Here is a 25,256-nt window from a genome sequence, read left to right on the forward strand (position 1 = left end):
TCAATTGACTCTGAAACTTTCCAAGTGTTTCAATTTGCTGACATCTGACACGATCAGCTTCTCGCCCGCTCGCAATCCTTGTATCACTTCTACCTGTTTACCGTCGCTTAAACCAAACTCCAGGCTTCGCTTTACCGCACGATTATTCTCGAGCACATACACTTCTTGCCTGCCTTTACCATTGATGGCGGGTCCTGCATCGACGATCAGAGTTTTCTCTTTTTGATCCGTAATAATGTTGGCCTCAACTCGTAATTTATGGCGCAAGGCTGGGTGATTTGGCTGCGATAGACTCACTAACAATTTCACTGAACCATTCTGAATCTCGGGCAAGATAGTCTGCACTTCACCTTGAATGATCTGCCCGCTATATTCCACTCTTACCGCTTGTCCGGGATTCAAATAGCGCGCGTAAAAATCCGAGACACTGGCCTCAACCCGAAAATTATGCAGTTCTGAAACCTTGGCAATCAACTGCCCGGTGTTCACACTCGCGCCCTCATCGGTCATGGACCAAGTTAACAAACCATCGAAAGGCGCTTTCACTTGTGTTTGCGCGAGTAAGCTCTGCTGCAATTCCATTTGTTTCTGAAAGATAGAGCGTTGCAAGCGCGCGCTTTCGATATTGCTACCGGTAGTTTTTCGGGTATCGATCAGTGATTCTTTGTGCTGGCGCAATTGCACTTCATTGCGTTTGACTGCCAGCTCAGCGGCTTGCAAGTCAACTTGTGAAGTAATGCCGTTGATGCCCAGTTTTTGAAAGCGAGCCAACTTGACTTTATTGCTTTGCAAATCCAGCTCCAACAATTCAATCTCACTGCTAATTTTTTTCAACAATCCGTCCAATTCATTACTTAATGACTGTACGCGAAGCTCTTGTTGGGAAATCTGTTCGCGCAGATTGTCAATCGCTACACGTATGGCTTGATCGTCCAAGACCATCAATAACTCACCTGCTTTCACCGTTTGTCCCGCTTTGGCAACGATCTTGGTGATACGGGTTTGATTCGGACTGGACAACTGCTCTTCCCGCACGGGCATCACAAGGCCTGAGGCATTGATCGTATTATCGACCTGCCCTATCCGGGCTTCAGAAACACGAATATCGGCAAGCGAAACGGATTGCGTCGCGGCACGATTGATAGCCCATCCTGAGCCGCAAATGACGATTAAGATCAGACTCGCGATGACCCATTTCTTGCGCTGGTGCCCCTGCAATTCCTCTTGACTGAATGTTCTATCCATTTTCAAATTCTCACTTAACTGGGTGGATGACGATACGATGTATGAGGTAACAGCAAGCCATGTGCCAGTTCGTTAAAATTGAAATAGTCTATATAAATCAAAAACTTATCAAATTCTGCAATAAATAGACATGAAACGATGTCGAGTGACGAGTGCGCTTTCACACCAAAAAGTGCGAATTCGCACAAGTGTTTTAAACTCAACATAAACTGGAAAAGCTGATCCGCGCTCAAAAAAAAAGCGCTGCAGAAGACTATCTGCAGCGCTTTTTGAAAAGTAAGGCAATAAAAAATAAGAAGCTTATTTGCCCTGCGCATCTAACCAGACACGAATCGCTGGCAGACGTTCTTGTTTAACTTTGACTCTATAGTTGATCCCCGCGATCACGGTATCAAGTTCACGACGTGCACTTGGGTCGAGATGGGCACTGGCATAGGCGTTTAATTTATCTATCATTTTTGGATCAGAAGATGTGCTTCCCAATGCCGGGAAGAAGCGACTGCGTGAGGTGCCATCTACTCTGTCGTTAACTTTCGCCATATTGGCAATGGCAAAATCAAATGCCAAGTCAGGATGATTGCCTGCAACCTGGCGTATCATGCCGGCGCTGATGGTGAGACCAGGTTCTTCTGTTAAAGCCAAATCTAGAGCACGTTGCGCTAAGGCCTTGTCATCACTCGCTGCTAACAGGCCATACAGGCTTTGTCGCACCAGAGAGGATTTTTCAGCCAAAGCTTTTGCATGCAAAATATCCCAGGTTTTTTGATCCGCATTTTCGGCAACTATGCTAAGGATTAATAAACGCAATGCGGCTGGCGCGGCACTAGGATCGCTGTCCATCAGGGCAAAACGACGCTGGGCTTCTGCTAATACGCCAGGCTCACCGAGTGAACCTAAAACCCCGATCAAATTGGTGCGAAAGTTGGAAACATACTCGGCCTCGCCTGCCTTCGCTTCCCAACCCAGTTTTTGCATGATGGGTGTTAAACGTTGTAAGGCAAATTGCTTAAACGCTTTTTGACGTGGTGCATCGTCTTTCAAATACGCATGTACGGTCGCAAAAGTACCCGCAATATTGTCCCAGACGTGAGTGCTTGCTGTCGCAGGTGTTACTTTTGCTAAATCCAGGTTTGCCGTGATTTCTTGCTGACCAGCCAGGCCCAAAGACCAGCTGTCTGACAATATGCCAACCTGGTCTATGGCGGCAACTTGTGAAAAATTCTGTGCCAATTGTGCAAATACTTTAGGCGCATACAAAGTGCGGTAATAACCTTTTTGCCCCGCGTTCACCACTACCGTGCCGCAGGCGGGCAACTGCATACTGCCCTTACCATTGACCACCAAAGTAGTGCCAACTATTTTTGTTCCGGCGATTTGCGCGACGACAGGTACACGCCAGCTCAGTGGTTTTTTATGAGGGAAATCCTTTGAAAACTCTCCTTGACGTAGGCTAACAATGGTTTTGCCATTTTTGCAGACCACCTCATCAACGTAAATCAAAGGCACACCAGCCTGTTCCGTAAAATCTTTAGCAATCGCAACGATAGGTTTACGCGCTGCCTTTTCCACTTGCACCCACAAATCGCGCGATTGTGTACTGCTATAGGCGTGTTTTCTCATGTAGGCACGGACTGCTTCGCGCCAGGCATTTTCACCTACATAGTTTTCTAGCATACGAATTACCGCTTCACCTTTTTGATAGGTGATGGTATCGAAAGCCTGACTGGCCTGATCGACTGTGACAATTTTTTGCACCACTGGATGGGTGGTCGCTAATGCATCACGTCCAATTGCCTCTTCACGCACGGAGATGGCATTAAATTCAGGCAACCATTCTGGGTGCAGGCGCATCATGGTGCGATTTTCCATCCATGAAGCAAAGCCTTCATTGAGCCACAAGTCATCCCACCATTGCATCGTCACCAAATCACCAAACCATTGGTGCGCTGTTTCGTGTGCTGCGGTAACGAATGCCAATTGCTTATTGGCATGCGTAGAAATACTTGGATCTAGCAGGATAGAACTTTCGAAAGTAAAGATCGCGCCCCAGTTTTCCATCGCACTAAAGAATTGACTGCTACCTGGTGCCGCGATGTTATCTAACTTTGGCAAAGGATAGCGGGTACCGAAGTAGTCATTAAATTCGCGCAAGATACCTTTGGATTCTTCCAACACATAACGCGCTTGATCGAGGCTGCCGCGCTTGGCGATGACGCCAATCTCGGTGCCATCCGCCATCACGGTGGCACGTTCAAAATCACCCACACTCAAGAACAACAAGTAGCTTGACATCTTCGGTGAGGTGCCAAATTTAACCAAGCTTGTACCATTACCCAAATCTGTTTTGGAGCTGACAGGCATATTACTAACCGCCATTTGCGCGGTTGGCACGGTCACTTCCAGATTGAAGGTCGCCTTAAAAATCGGCTCATCCCATGATGGGATCACCCTTCTTGCATCAGAATTTTCAAACTGCGTATACAAGGCTCTTTGCTTGCCTTGTGGACTGTCGTAATCGAGAGAAAACAAACCCACCGCCTGGGTGCCAATCAAACCGTCATATTCCAATTCCAGTTTGTATTCACCTTTTTTTAAACGCTGTGTGAAAGTGAAAGTCGCAGTTTGCGCTTCTTTATTGACGGTCGTGGTGACATCCTCGTTGATCACTTTCCCTTTCAAATCCTTCAATCGCACTTTCTTGAACGTCAGATCGGTCGCGTTCAAGGTAATTGTGTTGCTGGCCTGTAGTAGTTGCAAAGTGATCGCCACTTTGCCGGAAAAACGGGCGTCTTTTGCGTTTGGTATTAGCGCAATATCGTAATGACTGGGGCGCGCTTCGCGTGGCAACTGCGTTGTCACTTTACGATAATCCAGGCGCACCGTGCTATGTGGCAACGCGGCCAAACTTGCCTGACTGGTAAATCCAGCCAGTGCCAAAATGGCGAGTGAAATCAATGTTGGTTTCATTTTTTCTTCCCTATTGTATTTTTTTATAAATTCAAATCTATCGATAAGACTTATCTTCTATCCGTAAATATCTGACAAGCGCAAATCTGTGTAAGTCATAGATGGCTAGACTTTAAATTAAGTTCCCGCCATACCTATCTTAATTTGCACGTGACGCTCAATCCAAAGGCAAGGTGCGATAAGGGTTGACTTCCGATGCCCCCACCACGTTAGCCTTATTCCCCCAAGAATTACGTATGTAAGTCAAGACCGTCGCCACCTCGGTATCGTCAAGTACAGGGGCGAATGGTGGCATGCTGTAAGGTCGGGGATTTAATCTCGTCGCTGGTGCGAAACCGCCTGCAAGTATCAAGCGAATTGGATTACTCAGCGAACTCGTCTGCAAAGATGCATTGCCTTGTAAGGCAGGATAAATACCAGTCACGCCTTCACCACCTTTGCCATGACAATCCAGACAATGCGTTTTATAGATTTTTTCGCCGTGCTGCATGATTTGCAACATCTGTTCCTTGCTGACTGTCGGTCTGGCAATTGCCCTATCTAACAAGTCGGGTGTACTTTGTGTTTGTTGCGGCAATGCGCGCAAATAAGTTGCGATTGCTCGCGCATCTGGCTCACTTAAATACTGCAAGCTTTGTTGCACAACTTCAGCCATAGGACCGGCCACGCTGGATTTCAAATTATTACCGCGCACGAGTAAGTGCGTGATTTCTTGCTCACTCCATGTCGGCAAATTCAATTCATACGATGATTGTAAGGAGGGCGCATACCAAAGGATTTGGGCCATTTCTCCACCGGAAAAATCAGCACTACCCTGATTCGCACCAAAACTATTGCGCGTACTATGACAAGCGCTGCAATGTGCCAGACCGCGTACCAGATACGCACCGCGATTCCACTCTGTACTCTGTTGTGATTGGAAGCGTAACGCCCCCGGTTTGAAATACATGGCGCGCCACAAGGCCAAGGCAGGTCTTTGGTTATACGGAAACGTCAAATTGTGATCCGCATTCTTTTGCACTACGGCTGGCTGCGATTGCAGATAGGCATACATCGCATCGGCATCGGCCCGCGAAACATGGGTGTAATTCACAAAAGGAAAAGACGGGTACAGCAAGCGGCCATCTTTCGCTTTACCATTATGCAGCGCATTCCAAAAATCCTCTGCGCTCCACTCGCCTATGCCAGTCTGTTTGTCAGAGGTGATATTTGGCGTCACAAATTGCCCAAACTCGGACTGCATGACACGACCACCGGCAAATGCAGCGCCGCCTCGTGCGGTGTGACACGCCATGCAATCACCAATGCGCACCAGATAGGCGCCTCGCTCCAGTACGTCCTTGGAAGTGAGTTTCGCCGCATCGGGCGTTTTTGAATTTTGTTCCGATACCGTGAGCGCCGAACTTGCGTAGCTATCTCCTAAAGAATAACCATACCAAGCAAAAACCAGAACGGACAGAAGCAGCAGCAAAAGTGATATGCCTATGAATTTCCAACTACGTGAGGTCATAACACGCTCCCGCAAGCGATAGGCAATTTAAATCCGGCGAGCTCAGATTGGCGCACTGGCTTAGCGTCAGCTGGCATGATCTGCGCCGCCAACCACGCCGAAACTGCTGCGATATCGTTGGCATCCAATTGTTTCGCGACACTTTGCATGCAATCTGGCGCATGGGCATGGCGGCTGCCAGTTTTCCAAGCACCGAGTTGTGCCACCAAATAATCGCGCGGTAAGCCCAAGAGGCCGGGGATAAAAGGTGCAATGCCCGTCATTTTTTCAGCGTGACAGGCCACGCAGGCCGGGATTTTTTTACCCGCGTCACCCAACTTCACCAACACGCGTCCCCGCTCCAACAAAGCGGTTTCTGCAATGCTCGTTTGGGGCGCAGCATACGGTGGATTCAATAGGGAGAAGTAAGTGGCGATTTCTTGCAAATAACTATCCGTCATATGCGCCACCATATAGGTCATCATAGGATAGCTACGTTTACCATCACGGAAATTGCGCAATTGATTAAACAAATAGCCCTCAGGCTTACCAGCAATGCGCGGATAAAAACCATCGGTGGTCGCTCGACCTTCCTGACCATGACAAGCGACGCAGGCTTTGACGCGCTGCGCCAAGTTATCCGGCACCGTTTGCGCGGTCGCATTGGTCGACGTTAACATGCTGAAACTACTCATCAGCAAAGCGACAATATAAATAATTTTCTTCATCAAGAATATTTAACCATTCACATAAGCAAAAACGCTTGATTGCTGTCACTTATTTAGCCCTTAAGGCTGTTCGGCGCATCAATCAAGCGTCTTCTGTTTTACTGCAAAATACAAATTCAAAAACTCAGCAGTGGCTGACTAGTTCGCCTCTTTCAACTTCGTGTTGCTACGGGTCGTCGATTTATCGGCTAAACGTTTATTCGACTTAATCAATTCAATCTCATCACTGAGAATATTAGCGGCTTCAATCAGGAATACGTCTTTCGCTTCCTTATTGGCTTTTTCCGCTGCTAATTCAGATGCTAGGCTGCGTTCGTTGCCCTGCAGTCCATCATCTTGCGTTGCGACTTTCGCCAATGCATCCTTCTTCTCTGCTGGCTTGCCTTTGGAATCTAAGGCAGCACGAATTGCCTCACGTTCCTTAATTTTCTTTTCACGCAGATCACGTTCGATGCGACGTTCTTCTTCGTTCAAAGAAATCACTTTCTTCTCTTTTTGCTTTTTGAATTCTGCAATATCTTCATTAATGAATTGGAATTCCTTGTCCTTAGCAATGCGCATTTCATGACGCATTTGTAGCATCGCTTGCACATCTTTCAAACTACCAACCGTATGGAAATTCGCTGGTTTGATCTGTACCCATGGTAAGGCATTGTCGTAGCTGGATTCACCATAACTATCGGCATCAGTAAAACTAGGATAAGCGATATCGGGAGTCACGCCACGCAATTGTGTCGTGCCGCCGTTCACACGGAAAAACTGTGCAATCGTCATTTTCAAATCACCATATTGCGGTTTAGCGCTGCGTGCCATTTGATCAAGGCTAATGACAGTTTGTACCGTACCTTTACCAAAACTTGTTTCACCTATGATCAAGCCACGGCCATAATCTTGTATCGCCGCTGCAAAAATCTCAGATGCAGAAGCCGAACCACGATTGATCAACACACCCATAGGGCCGCCCCATGCGACGACACCGGCACTATCGCTCTCTACATGTACTTCGCCGCGAGAATTACGTTGCTGTACGACTGGACCTTTACCGATAAACAAGCTAGTCAACTCGACCGCTTCATTTAAAGAGCCGCCACCGTTATCGCGCAAATCGATAAGCACGCTATCAACTTTTTCTTTCTTCAATTCCGCCAAAAGTTTTGCCACATCACGGGTTGCACTCTTAAAATCTTTATCGCCACGACGACGCGCATCAAAATCCTGATAGAAAGTCGGCAAAGCAATGACGCCTATACGACGGGTACCTTCTGCCGTTTTAACTTCTTGTATGGTTTTCTTAGCCGCCTGCTGTTCCAAGGTGATTTTATTCCGCACTAACAATACCGTCTTATGCGCCCCGTCGGGTCCCGCATCGGCTGGCAACACGTCCAGCAAAACAGTAGTATCTTTTGGGCCGCGGATCAGTTTAACCACATCGTCGAGGCGCCAGCCCATCACATCGACTGGCGTGCTGTCTGCACCCTGACCAACACCCACGATACGATCACCGACCTTTAATTTGCCCGACAGAGCGGCTGGACTGCCCGGCACCATCTCGCGTATGGTTGCCATTTCGTCGCGATCTTGCAAAGTCGCACCTATACCTGTCATCGACAAACGCATCTGGATATCAAAGTCTTCCGCAGCTTTTGGACCAAGGTAGTTGGTGTGCGGCTCTACCGACATCGCGTACGCATTCATAAAGAGTTGAAACACATCTTCATTCTTTAACTTATTCATACGCGTTAAAGTCGATTCATAGCGCTTGTCTAAAGTTGCCTTGATCGCGGCAGATTCTTTACCCGCCAATTTCAAACGCAACCAGTCGTTCTTGACACGCTGACGCCATAGGTCGCGCATCTGGTCTATGTTTTGTGGCCAAGGCTCTTTTTCACGTTGATAGCGATAAGCTTCTTTCTGTGAAAAATCAAAGTCGCTATTGAGCAATTCACGGGCATAAGTCAGACGTTCTTTAAAGCGCTGATGATAGAGATTGAACATCGCAAAAGGCGTACTCAAATCTTGCGACAAGATCGCATCGTCGAGCTTATTGCGTGCGTCGCTAAATTGATCGATATCTGATTGCAGGAAGAAAATTCGGTCTGCATCCAGTGATTTCAAATAACGATCAAAAATCTTCTCTGACATTGCGTCATCAAGCGGTGTCGCTTTGTAATGAAAGCGCGTCAAAAATTCTGCCGCCATATTGGCCGCTTGAATTTGCGGTGCTTGAGCTTGGAAACTAATAGGGGCCGCGAGATTGGCAGCACTGGCGGCTTTGTTGTCGAGCGCAGAACTAGAATCTGCAAGAGCAAAATGGGTGGAGACGGCTAAGGCAACCATCATCCCGATAAAGGTTTTTTTCATCTTCATTCTCCAATTATTCGTATTTAATACATCTGCGGCATCGGTCTGAACTTTCGATCCGAACTATTGAGAAAAAAATCATAACTTATATCCCAAAAATTAAATATAAATTAGAAATTATCAATAGCGAAATACGAATATCTTTAATCACTTTGTGCTGTGCGTTCTGGCGCCATCCAAAGTCTTATGCACACGCTATATTTGCAATCGCAGCATATCACTTGTTGGCACATCGCACAGCACGCTCCAATTATTCTTCCTATGATTTTTACGTTTTTTTGTAACGATTTGTAGTTGAGACGCGTTTAAGTATCATAAGTTCCAACAAAGTTCGTCATAAACCCTTGTCGCATAAGAGAAATCTCGGTTAAAGAAAAGAATTGCAGTGTTTTTTCCACGCTGTTTCGCGTTTATATGTCACAAAAATTTGCCTGCATATTTTTATTTTTCGCCTACACTAAATTTATCTAAGGCAATTTCAGCATCTTTACCTGATGCCTAGTCACTCGAAGCGCGACATTTTGTAAGCATAAAGAACGCCGGATGTAAGCTAAAAAGGAGATCAAAATGAATATTTTTGACAACTATGCAGCACGCTACGAAAAAACTCGTGAAGAAGAATATTCATTGCAAGAGTTTCTCGATTTATGCAAAAAAAATCCACTGGCCTATGCTACCGCACCAGAACGCATGCTGGCAGCCATAGGCGAACCAGAGCAAATTGACACCCGTAACGACTCGCGACGTTCGCGTATCTTTTCCAATAAAATCATTAAAATCTATCCAGCCTTCCGCGAGTTCTACGGCATGGAAGAAGTGATAGAACAAGTCGTCGCCTACTTCCGCCACGCCGCGCAAGGTTTGGAAGAGCGCAAACAAGTTTTGTATCTACTTGGCCCTGTCGGTGGTGGTAAATCATCGATCGCCGAACGACTCAAATATTTAATGGAAAAAATCCCCTTCTATTGCATCAAAGGTTCACCCGTAAATGAATCGCCGCTAGGCTTGTTTAACGAGGAAGAAGACGGTGCGATTTTGGAAGAAGATTTTGGTATTCCACGCAGATATCTCAGAACGATACCCAGCCCATGGGCAGTCAAACGCTTGCATGAATTTGGCGGCGATATTAATCAATTCCGTGTCGTGCGACGCTATCCATCCGTCTTAAAACAAATTGCAGTATCTAAGACAGAACCTGGAGATGAAAACAATCAAGACATTTCCTCACTGGTCGGCAAAGTCGATATCCGCAAATTAGAAGATTATTCTCAAGACGATCCAGATGCTTACAGCTATTCGGGCGGACTCTGCCTCGCCAATCAAGGCTTGATGGAATTCGTAGAAATGTTCAAAGCGCCGATCAAGGTCTTGCATCCTTTATTGACCGCGACACAGGAGGGTAATTTCAAAGGTACAGAAGGCTTTGGTGCGATACCGTTTGAAGGCATTATTTTGGCGCACTCGAATGAATCCGAATGGAAAACCTTTAAAAATAACAAGAACAACGAAGCCTTTTTGGATCGTATCTACATCGTCAAAGTGCCGTATTGCCTGCGCGTTTCTGACGAAATCAAGATATACGAAAAACTGATACGCAGCTCCTCATTAGCACAAGCACCATGCGCCCCAGGCACCTTTAAAATGATGGCGCAATTCTCGATATTGTCGCGCTTGGTCGAACCTGAAAATTCCAGCATCTTTAGCAAAATGCTGGTGTATGACGGCGAGAACCTCAAAGACACCGATCCCAAAGCCAAGTCGCGCCAAGAATATGTCGATTACGCTGGCGTCGATGAAGGCATGAACGGCATCTCTACCCGCTTCGCTTTCAAAATTTTGTCGAAGGTTTTTAACTTCGACAACACCGAAGTCGCCGCTAACCCTGTGCACTTGTTATACGTGCTGGAACAGCAAATCGAACGCGAACAATTTTCACCCGAACTGGAACAAAAATATCTGTCCTACATCAAAGAATATCTGGCCGCCCGTTACGCTGAATTCATAGGCAAAGAAATCCAAACTGCGTATCTGGAGAGTTATTCTGAATACGGACAAAACATTTTCGACCGCTACGTGACCTTCGCCGACTTCTGGATACAAGACCAGGAATTCCGCGATCCCGATACGGGAGAAAGTTTTGACCGTGAAGCCTTAAATAGCGAATTGGAAAAAATTGAAAAACCTGCGGGCATCTCAAATCCCAAAGACTTCCGCAATGAAATCGTCAATTTCGTCCTACGCGCAAGAGCACAAAACGGCGGCAAGAATCCGACTTGGACCAGCTACGAAAAACTACGCACGGTCATTGAGAAAAAAATGTTCTCCAATACCGAAGAACTTTTGCCTGTCATTTCGTTCAATGCTAAAGCCAGCAGCGACGATGCCAACAAACATCAAGAGTTCGTCAGCCGCATGGTGGCGAAAGGTTATACCGCGAAACAAGTTAGATTACTGTGTGAATGGTATTTAAGGGTGAGGAAATCGTCTTAGGCTTCAAGGTGCTAAAGCCCCTCTCCCGCAAGCGGGAGAGGGGTTGGGGTGAGGTTAAGTAAGGATATGAGCCGAAATAGCGATAAAAATTTCAGCGACGGTAAATTGCAAGCAATTAGCAAACGGATATCTGAATCACCCTCATCCCCAACCCTTCTCCCGCCAGCGGGCGAAGGGAGCTAAAACGCTGCGATCCATTAGCACTAGCAACACCCAAGCATCAAAAACAGAACTTGTTCGGGAGCACAAATTGGTACATTTAATCGACAGACGAGTTCAAGGTAAAAACAAATCTGCCCCAAACCGCGAGCGTTTTTTGCGTCGCTATAAGGGCCAGATCAAAGACGCGGTTACGCGTGCCATCAAAGGACGTTCTATCACCGACATGGATAGCGGTGAAAAAATCGCCATTCCCGTCAAAGATGTTAACGAACCCAATTTTGGTCACGCTCACGGCGGTGTTTGGGAAAGCGTTAATCCCGGCAATCAGGAATACCAAACTGGCGATCAAATTGAGCGTCCCAAAGGTGGCGCTGGTAAAGGCAAAGGCCAAGCTGGTAATAGCGAAGAGATCAGCGAAGATGATTTTGTTTTCCAAATCAGTCGCGAAGAATTTCTCAATTATTTTTTTGAAGATTTAGAGTTACCTAATCTCATCAAAACTCAGCTCACCGCCATCACCGATTTCAAGAATCAACGCGCAGGCTATAGCACTACGGGCACAGCGTCGTCCTTACATGTACTACGTTCATTACGCGGCGCCTTGGGAAGACGCATCGCGGTCGGCGGCAAATCGAGTAAACGTTTGAAAAAAGCGGAAGAAGAATTGGCTGAGTTGTTGGCCGAAACCAGCGACAACCAAGATCCCAGAATTATCAAACTGCGGCAAGAAATACATCATCTGCGCACGCGTCTATTAGCGATTCCCTTTATCGATCCTTTCGATCTACGCTACAGCAATCGCATCAAAGTGCCCAAACCAAGCACGCAGGCCGTGATGTTTTGCCTGCTCGATGTCTCCGGCTCTATGGACGAAAAGAAGAAAGATATCGCCAAGCGCTTCTTTATTTTGCTTTATCTGTTCCTGCAACGCGCTTATGAAAAAATCGAAGTCGTCTTCATCCGCCACCACACGGCAGCCCTCGAAGTCGATGAAAAAGAATTCTTTCATTCACGCGAATCAGGCGGCACCATTGTCTCCTCTGCCCTGCGTTTATTGACTGAGGTGCTACAAACCCGTTACGCCTCCAGTGACTGGAACGCCTATGTGGCGCAGGCATCGGACGGAGACAATTGGGACAATGATTCTGTCATCTGCAAACAAATCCTCCTCAATACCATCATGCCCATGGTGCAATACTACGCCTACGTCGAGATCACGGAGGGCGATCCACAAAATCTGTGGCAAGAATATATGCAAGTCAAAGAACAAAAATCTCACTTCGCCATGCAAAAAATCGAGGAACCAGCCGACATTTATCCTGTCTTTAGAGAACTCTTTAAAAAACAAAGCAAGTAAAACATAGGTAAGGCTGAGAGGACTTAAGTATGAATAGCCACAATGCCAATCAGGAAGATGTGAATGATGCGGCCAAGAAGCACAATCCGCGCCGCCTGCCCGATCAATCCGAATGGACTTTCGAACTGATAGAACAAGCCCACGAAGAAGTTGCACGCGTTGCCAAAAATTTTCAGCTAGACACTTACCCGAATCAATTAGAAATCATCACCGCCGAACAAATGATGGATGCCTACGCCTCAGTCGGCATGCCCGTCTCGTACAACCACTGGTCCTTTGGCAAACATTTTTTATCCACAGAAAAAAGCTATAAGCGCGGTCACATGGGGCTGGCGTATGAGATTGTCATCAACTCCAATCCCTGCATCGCCTACCTGATGGAAGAAAACAGCCTCACCATGCAAACCCTGGTGATCGCCCACGCCGCCTACGGCCACAATTCCTTCTTCAAAGGCAATTACCTGTTCCGCACCTGGACCGATGCCGACGCCATCATCGACTACATGGTCTTCGCCAAACAATACATCAGCGACTGCGAACAACGCTATGGCATAGAGGCCGTAGAACTCTTAGTTGATTCTTGTCACGCGCTACAAAACTACGGCGTAGACCGCTACAAACGTCCCGCCAAAATTTCACTCGCCGAAGAAAAAGAGAGACAAGAAGAACGCGAACGCTACCTGCAATCACAGGTCAATGATCTGTGGCGCACCGTCCCCCGACGCGAAGACGTGGTCAGTGAAGAAGAAGTACGCCGTTACCCCGAAGAACCGCAAGAAAATCTGCTCTACTTCATAGAAAAATATTCGCCACTTTTACAACCATGGGAAAGAGAAATCGTCCGCATCATACGCAAGATTTCGCAATACTTTTATCCACAAAGACAAACCCAAGTCATGAACGAAGGCTGGGCGACGTTTTGGCATTACACGATTTTGTACCAGCTATTTGAAGAAGGCATAGTCGGCGATGGCTTCATGATGGAGTTTTTACAAAGCCACACCAATGTCATCTACCAACCGCCGGTCAGCAGCAAATACTACAACGGCATCAACCCCTACGCGCTAGGCTTCGCGATGATGAGCGACATCCGCCGCATCTGCGAACACCCGACCGAAGAAGACCGACTCTGGTTCCCCGACATCGCCGGCGCAGACTGGCTAAAAACCCTGCACTTCGCGATGCGTAATTTCAAAGACGAAAGCTTCATCGCACAATATCTATCACCCAAACTGATACGCGATTTTCACTTCTTCGCGATCTTAGACGACGACAGCAAAAAGACCCTCAGCGTCTCCGCCATCCACGACGAAGCCGGCTATCACGCGATACGCCAACAACTCGCAGGCCAATACAATCTAGGCAATCGCGAACCGAATATCCAAGTCTGGTCAGTCGACCTACAAGGCGACCGCGCCCTCACCTTGCGCCATAATCAATACTTACGTCGCCCCTTAAACAATCAAACTTCAGAAGTCTTAAAACACGTCGCGCGGCTGTGGGGATTTGATGTATATCTAGAGACCGTGGATAGCAATAATCAGATTATTGCTACGCAAGAGTGTAAGTTGGAGAAACGTAAGGGACGGCGTGGGTGAAGATGAATGAAAGCATATAACGAACTATTACAATACCAGATCAAGCCTTGATTGTTTTCCGCTTCTTTCTAACCCAATCTGGAATGGCAGATATTTCAGGAGCTGTGTCTATGTCAAAAATATGCTCTAGCAATCTCGTAATATCACGATCAATTTCTTCTTTACTGACCCCAAGCTTTGAACGCATATATATTGGAGTATTTTTTTCGAAATCTCCAAACGCGACAACTATATACTTAGTATTCATCTCACCTTGAAGCATCATATCGCCCTGGATTATCATGGTTTCCCAGCCCACTCCTGCTCTACGCGTATCGGCTTTCTCCGCGTAATTGGAATCACAGACTAAGAGTACTTTACTAGCCTTTAAAACCTCATTCGTCATCCATTGAGGAAGATCCATTCCGGGCCGAAGATGAAATCTATCGAGCCTCGCATCGACACCATTCGCACAAAGTTGATGTGCTAAATCAAATACCCACTCCTTTACACTCTCATCTTTCCAGGAATAAGAAATGAAGACCCGGGGATGCTCATCGACGATTGCATCAATTTTCGATGTCTTGGTATTCCATTCTAAAAAATTTTGTGCAGTAATTTTGTCAGGAATAAATACATTGAAAACTATCGATTCATCAGAAATTTTCTCCTTAATAATTTCAATGACATCTGCAGCATCAAGCCTCCCTGCCCCAGTTCCAAGTAAAGGTATATTTACAATGGTACAGTCATTTAATTTGCTGAAATTTACGATGCGCGAAAGAATACTATCGATTGCATCATTTTTTGACTCTATGCTATTAACATTAACTGACGCGGCGTAACCAATATAATCTGCTTTGGCATAACGCGCTGCAGTCGATATAAAAGAAACTTCGCCAAATGGAATTCTCTTACTTGGAAATGGTAAGTTATTCTGCTCTATTTCATTCTTGACCCACCGAGTAACACCTCCACCTGAATCACAAGGAAGAATTAGAAGATCGCACTTTTCGTCAAATACACTGCCGTGTTTTATCTTAAACATTAATAAATCGCCAAATTATTAGGATGATGGTTACATTTCTGAATCTTACATCAAAAACGCATTTATCTAAATTTCATCAAATAAGCCTCGTAGGGTCGACACTCTTTTTATGTCCACGCGAATTGCTTGGCTTGCGGCTCAAAATATCTCTTTACGCTTTATGTTTTTCACCTTTTTCAAACGTAACGCGTGGGCACGGTGAGGCTGTGCCCACCCTACGATTTTGCTGTCGAATTGGTGTCACGCACAATCCAAAATCACGGTGTTTTGACCGCAAGAATTTCTGTTTCAAACATCCAAAGCCATGTAGGGTGGGCACGCTTTTTGTGCGCACGCGGATTGTTTGATTTGCCGACGAAAATCTCTCTATGTGATTTATCCTTTTCACCTTTTTCAACCATAACGCGTGGGCACGGTGAGGCTGTGCCCACCCTACGATTTCGCTGTCGAATTGGTGTCACGCGCAATCCAAAATCACGGTGCTTTGATCGCAGCAATTTCTGTTTCAAACATCCAAAGCATAGCCCGTCGATAAGTCTCTCCTATCGTCGCAGCATGCGTACCACCTTCCAATCGGATCAGGTTCACTGTCCAAGGCGCATCAGCGCGTGACGACCATGTTGTGCCCCACTCTGTCGCGTTGCGCTGTCTTTGTTCGGTGTCGCGGGTACCAGAGGCGATCGCGACTTTCAAGTCTTTTCTGGCGTGACTTGCCGCTGCTTCAAAAAACCGTGCTCGGCCTGGCGTTAAGGCGGGATTGCTGGCGATGCGTCCCCAGAATAAATCGGGGTCTTGCAGCGCCGACCATAATACAAAATAACCGGCGCGCGATTGTCCGACCAGTACACGCCTTGCGGCGTTGGCGCGGAATTGATTTTCAATTTTGGGAATCAATTCTTTTTTCAAAAAATCTAAAAAACGTGGCGCACCATCGTCGCCTGGCGCGGCATCGGATGCGGGTGCTGAGAAGTCAATGTTGCGTTTATTAATCGCTGGATCAAAGCTGCCATAGCTTATGCCAACCACGATCGCTTCCGGGAGTTTTTCGTCATAATGTAAAAATAAATGCGTCGGTGCCAGCAGTGGAAACAGGCTATCGCCATCCAATACATACACCACAGGATAAGTCTTGGCGTCGCTAGCTTGATAGCCTTGCGGGAGACGCACATTGATATGAAAATCTCTGCCTACATAGCTCGACTTTAATTTGAAATAATCGCCTTGCAATGAGGGTAGATGATCGTAGGCGTCCTTGGGTGTCGTTATTTGCGCTGATGCTGTGGTTTGATTGGCGGATACATAGACGCAGGTGATGAAACTAAAAACAAGAATAAATATATTTTTCATTGGCTGTCGCTTTTGCGATGTAAGTGATGTTGAAGTTCGCTTGAAATTGTGCAGGAAATTTCAAATCCAGTGCCGCTCTTTTTTAAATTCTATTGCTTAGCTTGCATTGCTAAGGCTTCAGGATTATGCACAAGATTTAGGCGGAACACCGCCGGGTCCAAGCGTTAAAACAAGACAGCGTTACGATAAACAACATAATAGACAAATCCACACAAACGCGGTTGACATTCAACCCCTGCAAGGCAGATACTTTTTAGTAACGCTGGGTATCCTTAGAACCTGTTAGCACAAAACAGTCCCCTGCAAGTAACCGTACCTTAGCGCTACATTTATTGTCCTCATCGTTGCTTATGTCGCTATTTGCTCAAGCCGGAAAAAGACATTGATTCTATGTTGAATATATTTCAAAGTAATACCGCGGTCGTATTCTCTGGCGCCATACTGCTCGTGATAGCCGTATTAGCGTTTATTGTGATCGCGATTCAGCGACAAGGCCTGCGTTCGCTTCAAGCAGCCTACGATAAACTGAGCATCGTGCTCAGTAATAAAGAAGAAGTGGAGAAAAGACTAGCCGCGGAAGAAGCGCGTTTTCAATCGATGTTTGAGGACTCACCGGACCCGACCTGGATCATAGATGGTCATCAGTTTACGTTGTGCAATCGGGCTGCGGTGCAGATACTCGGCTATCCAAGTAAGGAGGCACTCAGCAATACCCACCCCTCGAAACTTTCCCCCGAATTTCAACCCAATGGCGAAGCATCTTATGCTAAGGCCGAACGTATGATGCATCTGGCCGATGAACGTGGCTTGCATCGCTTCGAATGGATACACACGCGTTTGGATGGAAGCAATTTTCCAGCCGAAGTCACCTTGTCGCGCATGACCATGAAGGGACGGCAAGTGATCTATTGCGTGTGGCGCGATATTACAGAGCGCAAAGAAATGGAAAGAAAGGAAGTCGAAAACCAACAACTTTTAACCACTATCATTGAAAACGCCGCAGCCTTAGTCTATGTTTTTGACAATAGAAATAGGCTGATACTGTGCAATCAGCAATTCGAAAAAGCGGTAGGACATCAGCGTTCAGACATTATTGGCAAAATGCGCACCAGCTTTCTTCCGACCGAGATTGCCCACGAACACTATCAAAACGATCTCCAGGTCCTGCAAAACAAAGTTACGACTTCGTTCGAAGAAACCAATTTGGAAGCAGATGGCTTGCACACCTATTTAACCATCAAGAATCCGCTCTATTCCGAACATGGAGAAGCCTGGGCTGTGATTGGCATTTCCACTGATATCACGGCGCGTAAACGTAGCGAAAATGAAGGGAAACTAGCGGCTACGGTTTTTCGCCATACTGCCGATGGCATTATTATTACTGATGTCGATGCCACGATAGTTTCGGTGAATCAGGCTTATACCAAGATCACTGGCTATGAGGCTAAGGAAGCGCTGGGGCGCAAGCCCAGCATGCTGCAATCAGGTCGGCAAGATAAAATATTTTACGAAGAGATGTGGCGCCAGATTATTGATCATGGCGTATGGCAAGGTGAAATCTGGAATCGCCGGAAGAACGGTGAAATCTTCCCCGCGTGGCAAACTATTACTTCCATTAAAAATGAAACGGGAGAGGCGACCAATTATGTCTCAGTATTTTCGGATATCACTGAGGTAAAACATTCGCAGGAAAAACTAGAACGACTAGCTCATTTTGATGCCCTGACCGAATTGCCTAATCGTGTTTTATTCAAGGACAGGGTCACTCATGCACTGATTCATGCCAGGCGTAATCATAAAAAACTCGCTATCGTCCTCTTTGATCTGGATGGTTTTAAAACGGTGAATGATAGTTTGGGTCATCCTATTGGCGACCGGCTTCTTCAATTGGTAGCGCAAAGATTACGCCAAGGTATGCGCGCTGAAGATACGGTGGCCCGCTTGGGTGGTGATGAATTTGCGGTATTAATTACTGAATTAAATGTCAGCGATGACGCGATTCAAGCGGCACAAACCATTTTGCAAGCATCACAAGAGCCTTACCTCGTCAATGACCACACGGTAATGGTCACCAGTAGCGTCGGCATTTCCATCTTCCCAGACGATAGCGACGATGGCAACGATCTTATCCGCAACGCCGATGCTGCTATGTATGAAGCCAAAGCTAAAGGCCGGAACACTTACTGCTTCTACCAGACAGCGATGACAGAAAAAGCGCAGCATCGCCTAATTGCGGAAAGAAACCTAAGAAGAGCCATAGAACAAAAAGAGTTTGAAGTATGGTATCAGCCACAGATTGACTTATCGAGTCAGCGTTTCCTCGGCGCCGAAGCATTACTACGCTGGCGCGACCCGGTACGTGGCCTGATTCCACCTTGCGATTTTATTCCGCTGGCCGAGCAGAATGGCATGATACTCCCCATAGGTGAACTGGTATTTCATCAAGTCTGCGCCGATTTTCGTGAATGGCATGCGGCAAATTTAAACGCCAGACGACTCTCGATCAATGTGGCTGGCCCACAATTTTATCGTAGCGATATCCTTGTTACGATCAAGCACTGTATGGCTGAATACCAGATTCCCCACGGCACGCTGGAGATCGAAATTACAGAAACTTTTATGATGGAAAATCCTCAAGAAATCAAGGACATACTCTTAGCAATTCAAGATCTGGGACTGACTATCGCGATTGATGATTTTGGTACTGGTTATTCGTCATTGGCCTATTTGAGAGAATTGCCTATCGACACCTTGAAAATCGACCGCGCCTTTATCCGCGACATTCCTTCCAACACAAAAGACATCGCCATTGTGCGCGCCATCCTGGCATTAGGCGCAAGCATGGGATTTAATGTCGTTGCAGAAGGCATAGAAACCCAAGAACAATGCGACTTCTTACAAGCAGAAGGTTGTTGTGAAGGACAAGGCTATTACTTCGCCAAACCCATGCCAAAAGCGGAATTCATGCTTTGGTTGCAAAACCAATCGAACGACATTTGAACCGGATCAAACACTCACCTAGCGCTGCAATGCCGTTCAGATAAGCGAACCAGGTGGTTAATTATGCTTCAAAACCCCTCAACGCCGAGACGCAGAGTCGCCGAGAAGCGCAGAGAAAAGCGAATATTTTACTGGGTTACTCTGCGTGTCTCTGCGTCTCAGCGCCTCGGCGTTGAGGGGTTTTCATTTTAGTCCAAAGCCACAAAGTCAATTCAGTTAAAAACTCGCATTTTCTCACTGAGATTTTCTCATTTTCGTCTTAACTGAACAGCATTACACCTAGCGCTGATTTTTTTTCAAACGCGCTAGGGCCTGTTGACCTAAAAAACCAAACAAAAAACCCACACCAGCCAATCCCCACACAATCGCCGCAACAATTTCGAAAGTATTGCGCAAATTGGGGTGATTGATCATCAATGGCCACAGTACCAGTGCACGTAACAAGCAAACGACTGCCATACCTGCCAAGCCTGTGCGTAACAATGGCAAACGTCGAATCACGCCCAGCGCAGAAAATGCATATGCGGCGCAGATGGCCATTAATCCTGCAATAACTAAGGCACTGACGGGAGCCAGCCAAGTGCCATCACGAGCTGATTGCACCACGCTAGGCGGTGCGCCGAAATAAGCGTACCAAGCAGCACCGCCGAAGATCGCCGCGATGTGAATAGCGACACCGGTCAAGGCAATGATGCCTGCTAAGTAGATCCAAATGCTTAGTGTTTTTTTCATGTGGCGTCACTGTTCAAAGAAGATTTCGGCTAGGGAAAATCAAAACCAATAATCAGCCACACACTTTCCATCACGTGGAAGATCCTCAAAAGTATCAAGTCCATCGAAATGATCGATAGCAATCTGCGCCACGGCATCTGGCTCTGCCAAACGTAAATTGACCGCAATACGACGGCGGCCCTGTTCGTCTAATTGCAAGCTACGCCAAAATGCCACGCATCCACACTGAGCACAAAAATGAAATCCCAAGGCTTTGCCACGCACATAGGCTCGCGTTTCTCCGCTAGTATTGATACCTTCGTTCTCGTAATCATAAGCCCACAGCACGCCGTAGCGACGGCAGGCAGTGCAATTGCAGGCGGTGGCACCATCCGGTTCGCCAAGCAAAGTCCATTCAACTGTGCCGCAAAGGCAGGATCCTTTGATCATGATGTTTTCTTTCACACTTATCAGCCACTTTTTTTAGAGGACGACACAATTACCCGCTAAGTGTCGTTGAACCCCAGTCATTTTAATCAATTCAATGCGCTCACATACGATGAAATGCAAACTAGTATGATAGTTTACAATTCTCTATCCAGCTCAAGCAAAATTAGTCCTAAATATCTTGATGCAGCAAAAACGATATGCCGCACAAAAATCAACCCTAGCTATGAATTTACCACTCACGTTCGCACTCAGCCTCTTACTTTGGATGCCTTCTGCAGTGCAGGCGGCCGATTGCGAAAAAAATGCATTAGGCACCTTCCGTACCATCACACTAAAACGTGAGGTAGCCTTGTATGGGACTAAGCAATACAAGGCGCTGCCATTAAACAAAAATGAAGTGGTACTGACGTTTGATGATGGTCCCTCCTTGGCGAATACGCCGCTGGTACTGAAAGCACTCGCCGACCACTGCAGCAAGGCCAGTTTTTTCATGATAGGCCAGCAATTGGCGCAGTATCCCGAGTTAGCAAAACAGGTTGCCAATGCGGGCCATTCGACAGGATTGCACAGCTATAGCCATCAACGTCTGTTAGCAATGACTGCTAATGAACAGTTGGCAGATTTAAAGAAGGCACAAGCGATTTACCAAGGCATTTTTGGCACGCCTGCACCCGCTTATCGCTTTCCGTTTTTGGAAGAAACACCGGCTTTACTCGAAGCGTTAAAAGCTAAGAACATGACCGTAGCGTCGATTGATTTGACTATCGACGATTGGCTGCCGGATGATACGACCGAGGTCTTACTTAAGCGACTCACGCTGAATCTGGACAAGTCCGGCGGCGGTATTATTCTTTTGCACGATGCCAACCAGATCACTGCGAAAGCACTGCCTGCCTTACTTAAACTATTAAAAGTCAAAGGCTATAAGCTGGTACATCTGCAGTGGGAAAAGGCCTAGACGTTTGAATGAAGCAAGTGTGATGACAGTATCAGTCACACTGGACTAAGTATGAACCACAACATTCTTCGCCAGTGTTTTGAAACGTACACCGTCGTCTTGCACCACAGTGATAGTCAAGTGACCTGTCTTGCTGGTATTGATATCGCGTACTATGCCAGATTTTCCTTTGTGGGTTCCTCCTATGACTGAACAGCGATCACCGTCTTTAAGTTGATGTTGTGTTTCGATTGACATAGTCAGTCCTCCTTATGCTTTAGCGATTTTTATGATTGTAATGCAAAGAACGACTTGTAGAGCTAGCTCTTTCGCTGCAAACATCGTTCACAATTCATAAACGGTTTATGATTTACCATAGCACTTCACTTTCTCAAGAAAGGAAAGGTCATGGGTTTATTAGACGCAGCTTTGGGTATTCTAGAAGGTTCGGGCGACGTTCAAGGAAATCTGGTGCAAGCGGCGTTGGGCATGTTAAGCCAAACACAAAATGGTGGTGGCTTGCAGGGTTTGATCGGTGCTTTTCAAAATGCGGGTCTGGGTGAAGTGATCGCCAGCTGGGTAGGTACGGGACAAAATTTACCGATTTCAGCAGAGCAAATTCAGCAAGCTTTGGGTGGAGGACATTTGAATCAGTTGGCCGAAGCAAGTGGACTGTCACATTCAGACGCTGCCGGTGGATTGGCTGCAATTTTGCCCGGCTTGATTGATCAGTTGACGCCAAATGGACAAGTCGCCGATGCGGATAATATTAATCCGGCTGCGATGTTGCAGCAGTTTTCTTCTTTGTTTGGTGGGCGTTAAACTGCCAGAGTCTGTTGTATTGATTTGAGCAATGAGGGTGCGTACGGCGCACCCTGCGTTTTTTCTTAAGTCAATAACTCGACGGGCAATCGAATCACAATACTCGTCCCCTTGCCGACCTGACTGTTCAAATTAAACTCTCCACCCCACGCCAACACGCGCTCACGCATGCCGCTCAGACCTACGCCGTCCGCAACCTGTTCCGTATCAAACCCCTGACCGTCATCGTCCACACTAATTCTTAATGCAGATCTGTCGGGCATCACTTGCAAGCTGATGTCGACTTGTTTTGCTTGGGCGTGTTTGAGTACATTAGAACAGGCTTCCTGCACGATGCGATAGGCTGAGATGGCCAGGTCAGGATCTAATTGAGCGAAGTCGCCTTCCGAGGAAAATTCAAAATGGCAATCTTCATGCGCCGCATTGTACAAGCGCAGCATCTCTTCAATCGCCCCTTCTAAACCCAACATATCTAACACTTCCGGACGCAGCCGACGTACCAGATTTCTACCATTTGCGTATAAATCCAAAGCCAGTTTAACCACGGCTTTTGCTCTGTCTTGTATCTCTTGAAAGACTGGTGCAAAGCGTTCATCGCTTTCTGCTTTAGCAGCGATTTTAGCAATACGTTCCGACTCTAAACGCACCGCAATCAATGAGGCATTCAATTCATCGTGAATTTCTATTGCAATGCTTTGACGTTCATTTTCGACGATGGCGTTGACTTTATGAATCAGGCGACGCTTCTCCGCGTCGGCTTTCAGGGCTTCATTGCGTGAAGCGATCAACTCTTTTGTTCGCTCAGCCACTGTGTTTTCTAAATGCGTTTGTGATTGGTGCAGGTTGTGCGCCATTTCATTGATGGAGCTTTGCAATTCACCGATCTCACCGCCATCTGAAATCTTAATATGCGTTTCGGTACGACCGGCACTGATATCGCGCAATGCTTCAATCGCACCGTGCATGGGCTTAGTCAGACTATTCGACAGATACCAGGCCAGCCAGGCACTGACTGAGAGCGCCAAGATCGACATCAACATTTCTATAGCAAAGCGGTAGCGCTGTTTGCTGAGTAGATAGGATTTGGTCATCGTGACACGCACATAGCCCAAGACCTGACTCTTTTCTTTCGAATGATCGAGTTTTGCTAATTCATCGGGTACCTGCGTATGCAAGTTCACCCACACCATATGACGCCGGATTGGCGACTCGACATAAACGTTTTCTGGTTTGGCTCTTCCGGCGTTTTCAACGTGACTCAGTTCTTTCTTATTAGCGTCAAAAATATCAATGCGATAAATACCGCGATCTGATTGGATCACGCTATAAATCATATGTTTGATACCCTGCAGGTTGCCGGCCGTGATGTTGTATTCAACCCCATCAGCTAAGGCAGTGGTGATGGTCTTCGCGCGACTATTTAACTCCTCTTCGACTTCGGTAATACGGGCATAGTAAGAATAGGAAATCAAAGAAAAGAATAAATACACGACCGGAAAAACGGCGATCACAGTCAGCCGAGTGCGTATACTCCAATTGCGCCATTGGATTGCGCTCGCCACTATTCCCAATTTTTTGTTGGTAATCATTATTTAAAGCTCAATCAAACCATGTTTCATCGCGAGCTTAGTAATCAAGGCGGGTCTATGTATGCCTAGCTTTTCTTTCACGGCTTGACTGATATTGCTGATGGTCTTTTGTGAGAGATCGAGTTTTTCTGCGATCTCTACATTGGTTAAGCCTTCAGCCATTAGTTTGAAAATTTCCAGGCTACGCTCGTCAAGTAAGGTTTGCGGTGAAGCATCACCACGCACCGAGAGATTGGCTAAACGCTCTGCGATCTGTGGCATGAAATAGAGCTCGCCCTGACTCGCCCTTTGCACCGCGACTGCCAGATCAGCGGGATCACAGTCTTTCGTCACAAAAGCTTTTGCCCCTAAACGATAGGTCTCTTTAATTAAGGCATCTTGGTCGAACTGACTTAGGAACACAATCTGCGCTTCAGGTTGTTTTTCCAAGATATGTTTAGCGGCATCTAAGCCGGTCATTTCCGCGCCAAAGCGGATATCAAGCACGACCACATCAGGTAGCAAGGCAACATACTGTTCAACCGCTTCTTGCGGCGTTTTGGCCTGTCCCACGACGTCCATACCTTCCGCCGCCAGCGACATGGCGAAGCCCTTCATCACAATGGGATGATCATCGGCTAACAAGACGCGTATCGACTTATCACTACTTTCGCGAAGCTTGCTTATTGATACTTGATTTGACATGTTTTTTCTCCTGATTTGATGTGGATGCCCACGTCAAACGAATAGAACCTACGAAAAATGGATACTGACCTGGTTGCGTTCGCCTAGCCGGTACGATTTTGCACAAGCCCAAATACTTAGGCATGGAAGTCATTTTACTAGCAAATAGCAATCCATTCGAGTTTATTTGCTAGTAACTAGCAAATATTTGTCATTTTTTGCGCACACCTAAGTCTTTGATTTAAAAGAAAGAAGTCGTACATCACTGCCAACCAACCCAGATCAAGTAAAATTTTTTCTAAAATTTAGCTTT

At 46.6% G+C, this 25,256-nt stretch carries 18 protein-coding genes; 6 read left to right on the plus strand and 12 right to left on the minus strand.

The window, feature by feature from the left end:
* From AC1RR2_RS09470 to AC1RR2_RS09490, 5 genes are all read right to left on the minus strand, one after another.
* Positions 1 to 1,245, minus strand: coding sequence for an efflux RND transporter periplasmic adaptor subunit (locus tag AC1RR2_RS09470; RefSeq protein WP_493222005.1), 1,245 nt, complete (start codon positions 1,243 to 1,245; stop codon positions 1 to 3).
* A 300-nt stretch (positions 1,246 to 1,545) separates the two neighbouring features.
* Positions 1,546 to 4,212: a M1 family metallopeptidase gene (locus AC1RR2_RS09475; RefSeq protein ID WP_493222006.1), complete on the minus strand. Its 2,667-nt coding sequence runs from the start codon at positions 4,210 to 4,212 to the stop codon at positions 1,546 to 1,548.
* Positions 4,213 to 4,369: 157 nt separating this feature from the next.
* Positions 4,370 to 5,722 carry a c-type cytochrome gene (locus AC1RR2_RS09480; RefSeq protein WP_493222007.1) on the minus strand — a complete coding sequence of 451 codons (1,353 nt, stop codon included), beginning with the start codon at positions 5,720 to 5,722 and terminating at the stop codon, positions 4,370 to 4,372.
* A complete protein-coding gene (locus AC1RR2_RS09485; protein WP_493222008.1) occupies positions 5,719 to 6,429 on the minus strand; it encodes a c-type cytochrome in 711 nt (236 codons plus the stop codon). The genes AC1RR2_RS09480 and AC1RR2_RS09485 overlap by 4 nt, the downstream gene beginning before the upstream one ends.
* Positions 6,430 to 6,567: 138 nt before the next feature.
* Complete coding sequence (locus AC1RR2_RS09490; protein ID WP_493222009.1) at positions 6,568 to 8,790, minus strand: carboxy terminal-processing peptidase; 2,223 nt, start codon at positions 8,788 to 8,790, stop codon at positions 6,568 to 6,570.
* Between the two features lie 567 nt (positions 8,791 to 9,357).
* On the opposite strand from AC1RR2_RS09490, the gene AC1RR2_RS09495 reads away from it, so the two are divergent.
* The 3 genes from AC1RR2_RS09495 to AC1RR2_RS09505 all read left to right on the plus strand — a co-directional run bounded on the left by AC1RR2_RS09495 (position 9,358) and on the right by AC1RR2_RS09505 (position 14,397).
* Positions 9,358 to 11,280 carry a PrkA family serine protein kinase gene (locus tag AC1RR2_RS09495; RefSeq protein WP_493222010.1) on the plus strand — a complete coding sequence of 641 codons (1,923 nt, stop codon included), beginning with the start codon at positions 9,358 to 9,360 and terminating at the stop codon, positions 11,278 to 11,280.
* 250 nt (positions 11,281 to 11,530) lie between these two features.
* Positions 11,531 to 12,799, plus strand: a complete 1,269-nt coding sequence (locus tag AC1RR2_RS09500) for a YeaH/YhbH family protein (protein ID WP_493222011.1) — start codon at positions 11,531 to 11,533, stop codon at positions 12,797 to 12,799.
* Between the two features lie 29 nt (positions 12,800 to 12,828).
* Positions 12,829 to 14,397: a SpoVR family protein gene (locus AC1RR2_RS09505; protein ID WP_493222012.1), complete on the plus strand. Its 1,569-nt coding sequence runs from the start codon at positions 12,829 to 12,831 to the stop codon at positions 14,395 to 14,397.
* A 40-nt stretch (positions 14,398 to 14,437) separates the two neighbouring features.
* Here AC1RR2_RS09505 and AC1RR2_RS09510 read toward each other — a convergent pair whose 3' ends face one another.
* On the minus strand, positions 14,438 to 15,424 hold the full coding sequence (locus AC1RR2_RS09510) for a TIR domain-containing protein (RefSeq protein WP_493222013.1): 987 nt from the start codon (positions 15,422 to 15,424) through the stop codon (positions 14,438 to 14,440).
* 474 nt (positions 15,425 to 15,898) lie between these two features.
* The gene (locus tag AC1RR2_RS09515) at positions 15,899 to 16,771 is read right to left on the minus strand and encodes an alpha/beta hydrolase (RefSeq protein WP_493222014.1); all 873 of its coding nucleotides are present in this window, start codon (positions 16,769 to 16,771) and stop codon (positions 15,899 to 15,901) included.
* Positions 16,772 to 17,161: 390 nt separating this feature from the next.
* Between AC1RR2_RS09515 and AC1RR2_RS09520 the strand changes: the two genes are divergently transcribed.
* Entirely contained in the window at positions 17,162 to 19,771 is a 2,610-nt protein-coding gene (locus AC1RR2_RS09520; RefSeq protein ID WP_493222015.1) for a sensor domain-containing protein, read from the plus strand.
* A gap of 279 nt (positions 19,772 to 20,050) precedes the next feature.
* Here AC1RR2_RS09520 and AC1RR2_RS09525 read toward each other — a convergent pair whose 3' ends face one another.
* Both AC1RR2_RS09525 and AC1RR2_RS09530 read right to left on the minus strand, forming a co-directional pair.
* On the minus strand, positions 20,051 to 20,503 hold the full coding sequence (locus tag AC1RR2_RS09525; RefSeq protein ID WP_493222016.1) for a hypothetical protein: 453 nt from the start codon (positions 20,501 to 20,503) through the stop codon (positions 20,051 to 20,053).
* Between the two features lie 39 nt (positions 20,504 to 20,542).
* Positions 20,543 to 20,932 carry a GFA family protein gene (locus tag AC1RR2_RS09530; protein ID WP_493222017.1) on the minus strand — a complete coding sequence of 130 codons (390 nt, stop codon included), beginning with the start codon at positions 20,930 to 20,932 and terminating at the stop codon, positions 20,543 to 20,545.
* 223 nt (positions 20,933 to 21,155) lie between these two features.
* On the opposite strand from AC1RR2_RS09530, the gene AC1RR2_RS09535 reads away from it, so the two are divergent.
* Positions 21,156 to 21,890 (plus strand): polysaccharide deacetylase family protein, encoded by a 735-nt coding sequence (locus tag AC1RR2_RS09535; RefSeq protein ID WP_493222018.1) that lies wholly within the window; start codon positions 21,156 to 21,158, stop codon positions 21,888 to 21,890.
* A gap of 45 nt (positions 21,891 to 21,935) precedes the next feature.
* On the opposite strand, the gene AC1RR2_RS09540 is transcribed toward AC1RR2_RS09535, so the two are convergent.
* Entirely contained in the window at positions 21,936 to 22,127 is a 192-nt protein-coding gene (locus tag AC1RR2_RS09540) for a hypothetical protein (protein WP_493222019.1), read from the minus strand.
* Between the two features lie 150 nt (positions 22,128 to 22,277).
* Between AC1RR2_RS09540 and AC1RR2_RS09545 the strand changes: the two genes are divergently transcribed.
* Entirely contained in the window at positions 22,278 to 22,691 is a 414-nt protein-coding gene (locus AC1RR2_RS09545; protein ID WP_493222020.1) for a YidB family protein, read from the plus strand.
* A gap of 65 nt (positions 22,692 to 22,756) precedes the next feature.
* Here the strand turns inward: AC1RR2_RS09545 and AC1RR2_RS09550 are convergent, their stop codons facing one another.
* Together AC1RR2_RS09550 and AC1RR2_RS09555 are read right to left on the minus strand one after the other, a co-directional pair.
* Positions 22,757 to 24,280 carry an ATP-binding protein gene (locus AC1RR2_RS09550; protein WP_493222021.1) on the minus strand — a complete coding sequence of 508 codons (1,524 nt, stop codon included), beginning with the start codon at positions 24,278 to 24,280 and terminating at the stop codon, positions 22,757 to 22,759.
* A gap of 3 nt (positions 24,281 to 24,283) precedes the next feature.
* On the minus strand, positions 24,284 to 24,964 hold the full coding sequence (locus AC1RR2_RS09555; RefSeq protein ID WP_493222022.1) for a response regulator transcription factor: 681 nt from the start codon (positions 24,962 to 24,964) through the stop codon (positions 24,284 to 24,286).
* Positions 24,965 to 25,256: the final 292 nt, after the last annotated feature.

The organism is Undibacterium sp. GW821-FHT11H02 (assembly GCF_058808015.1).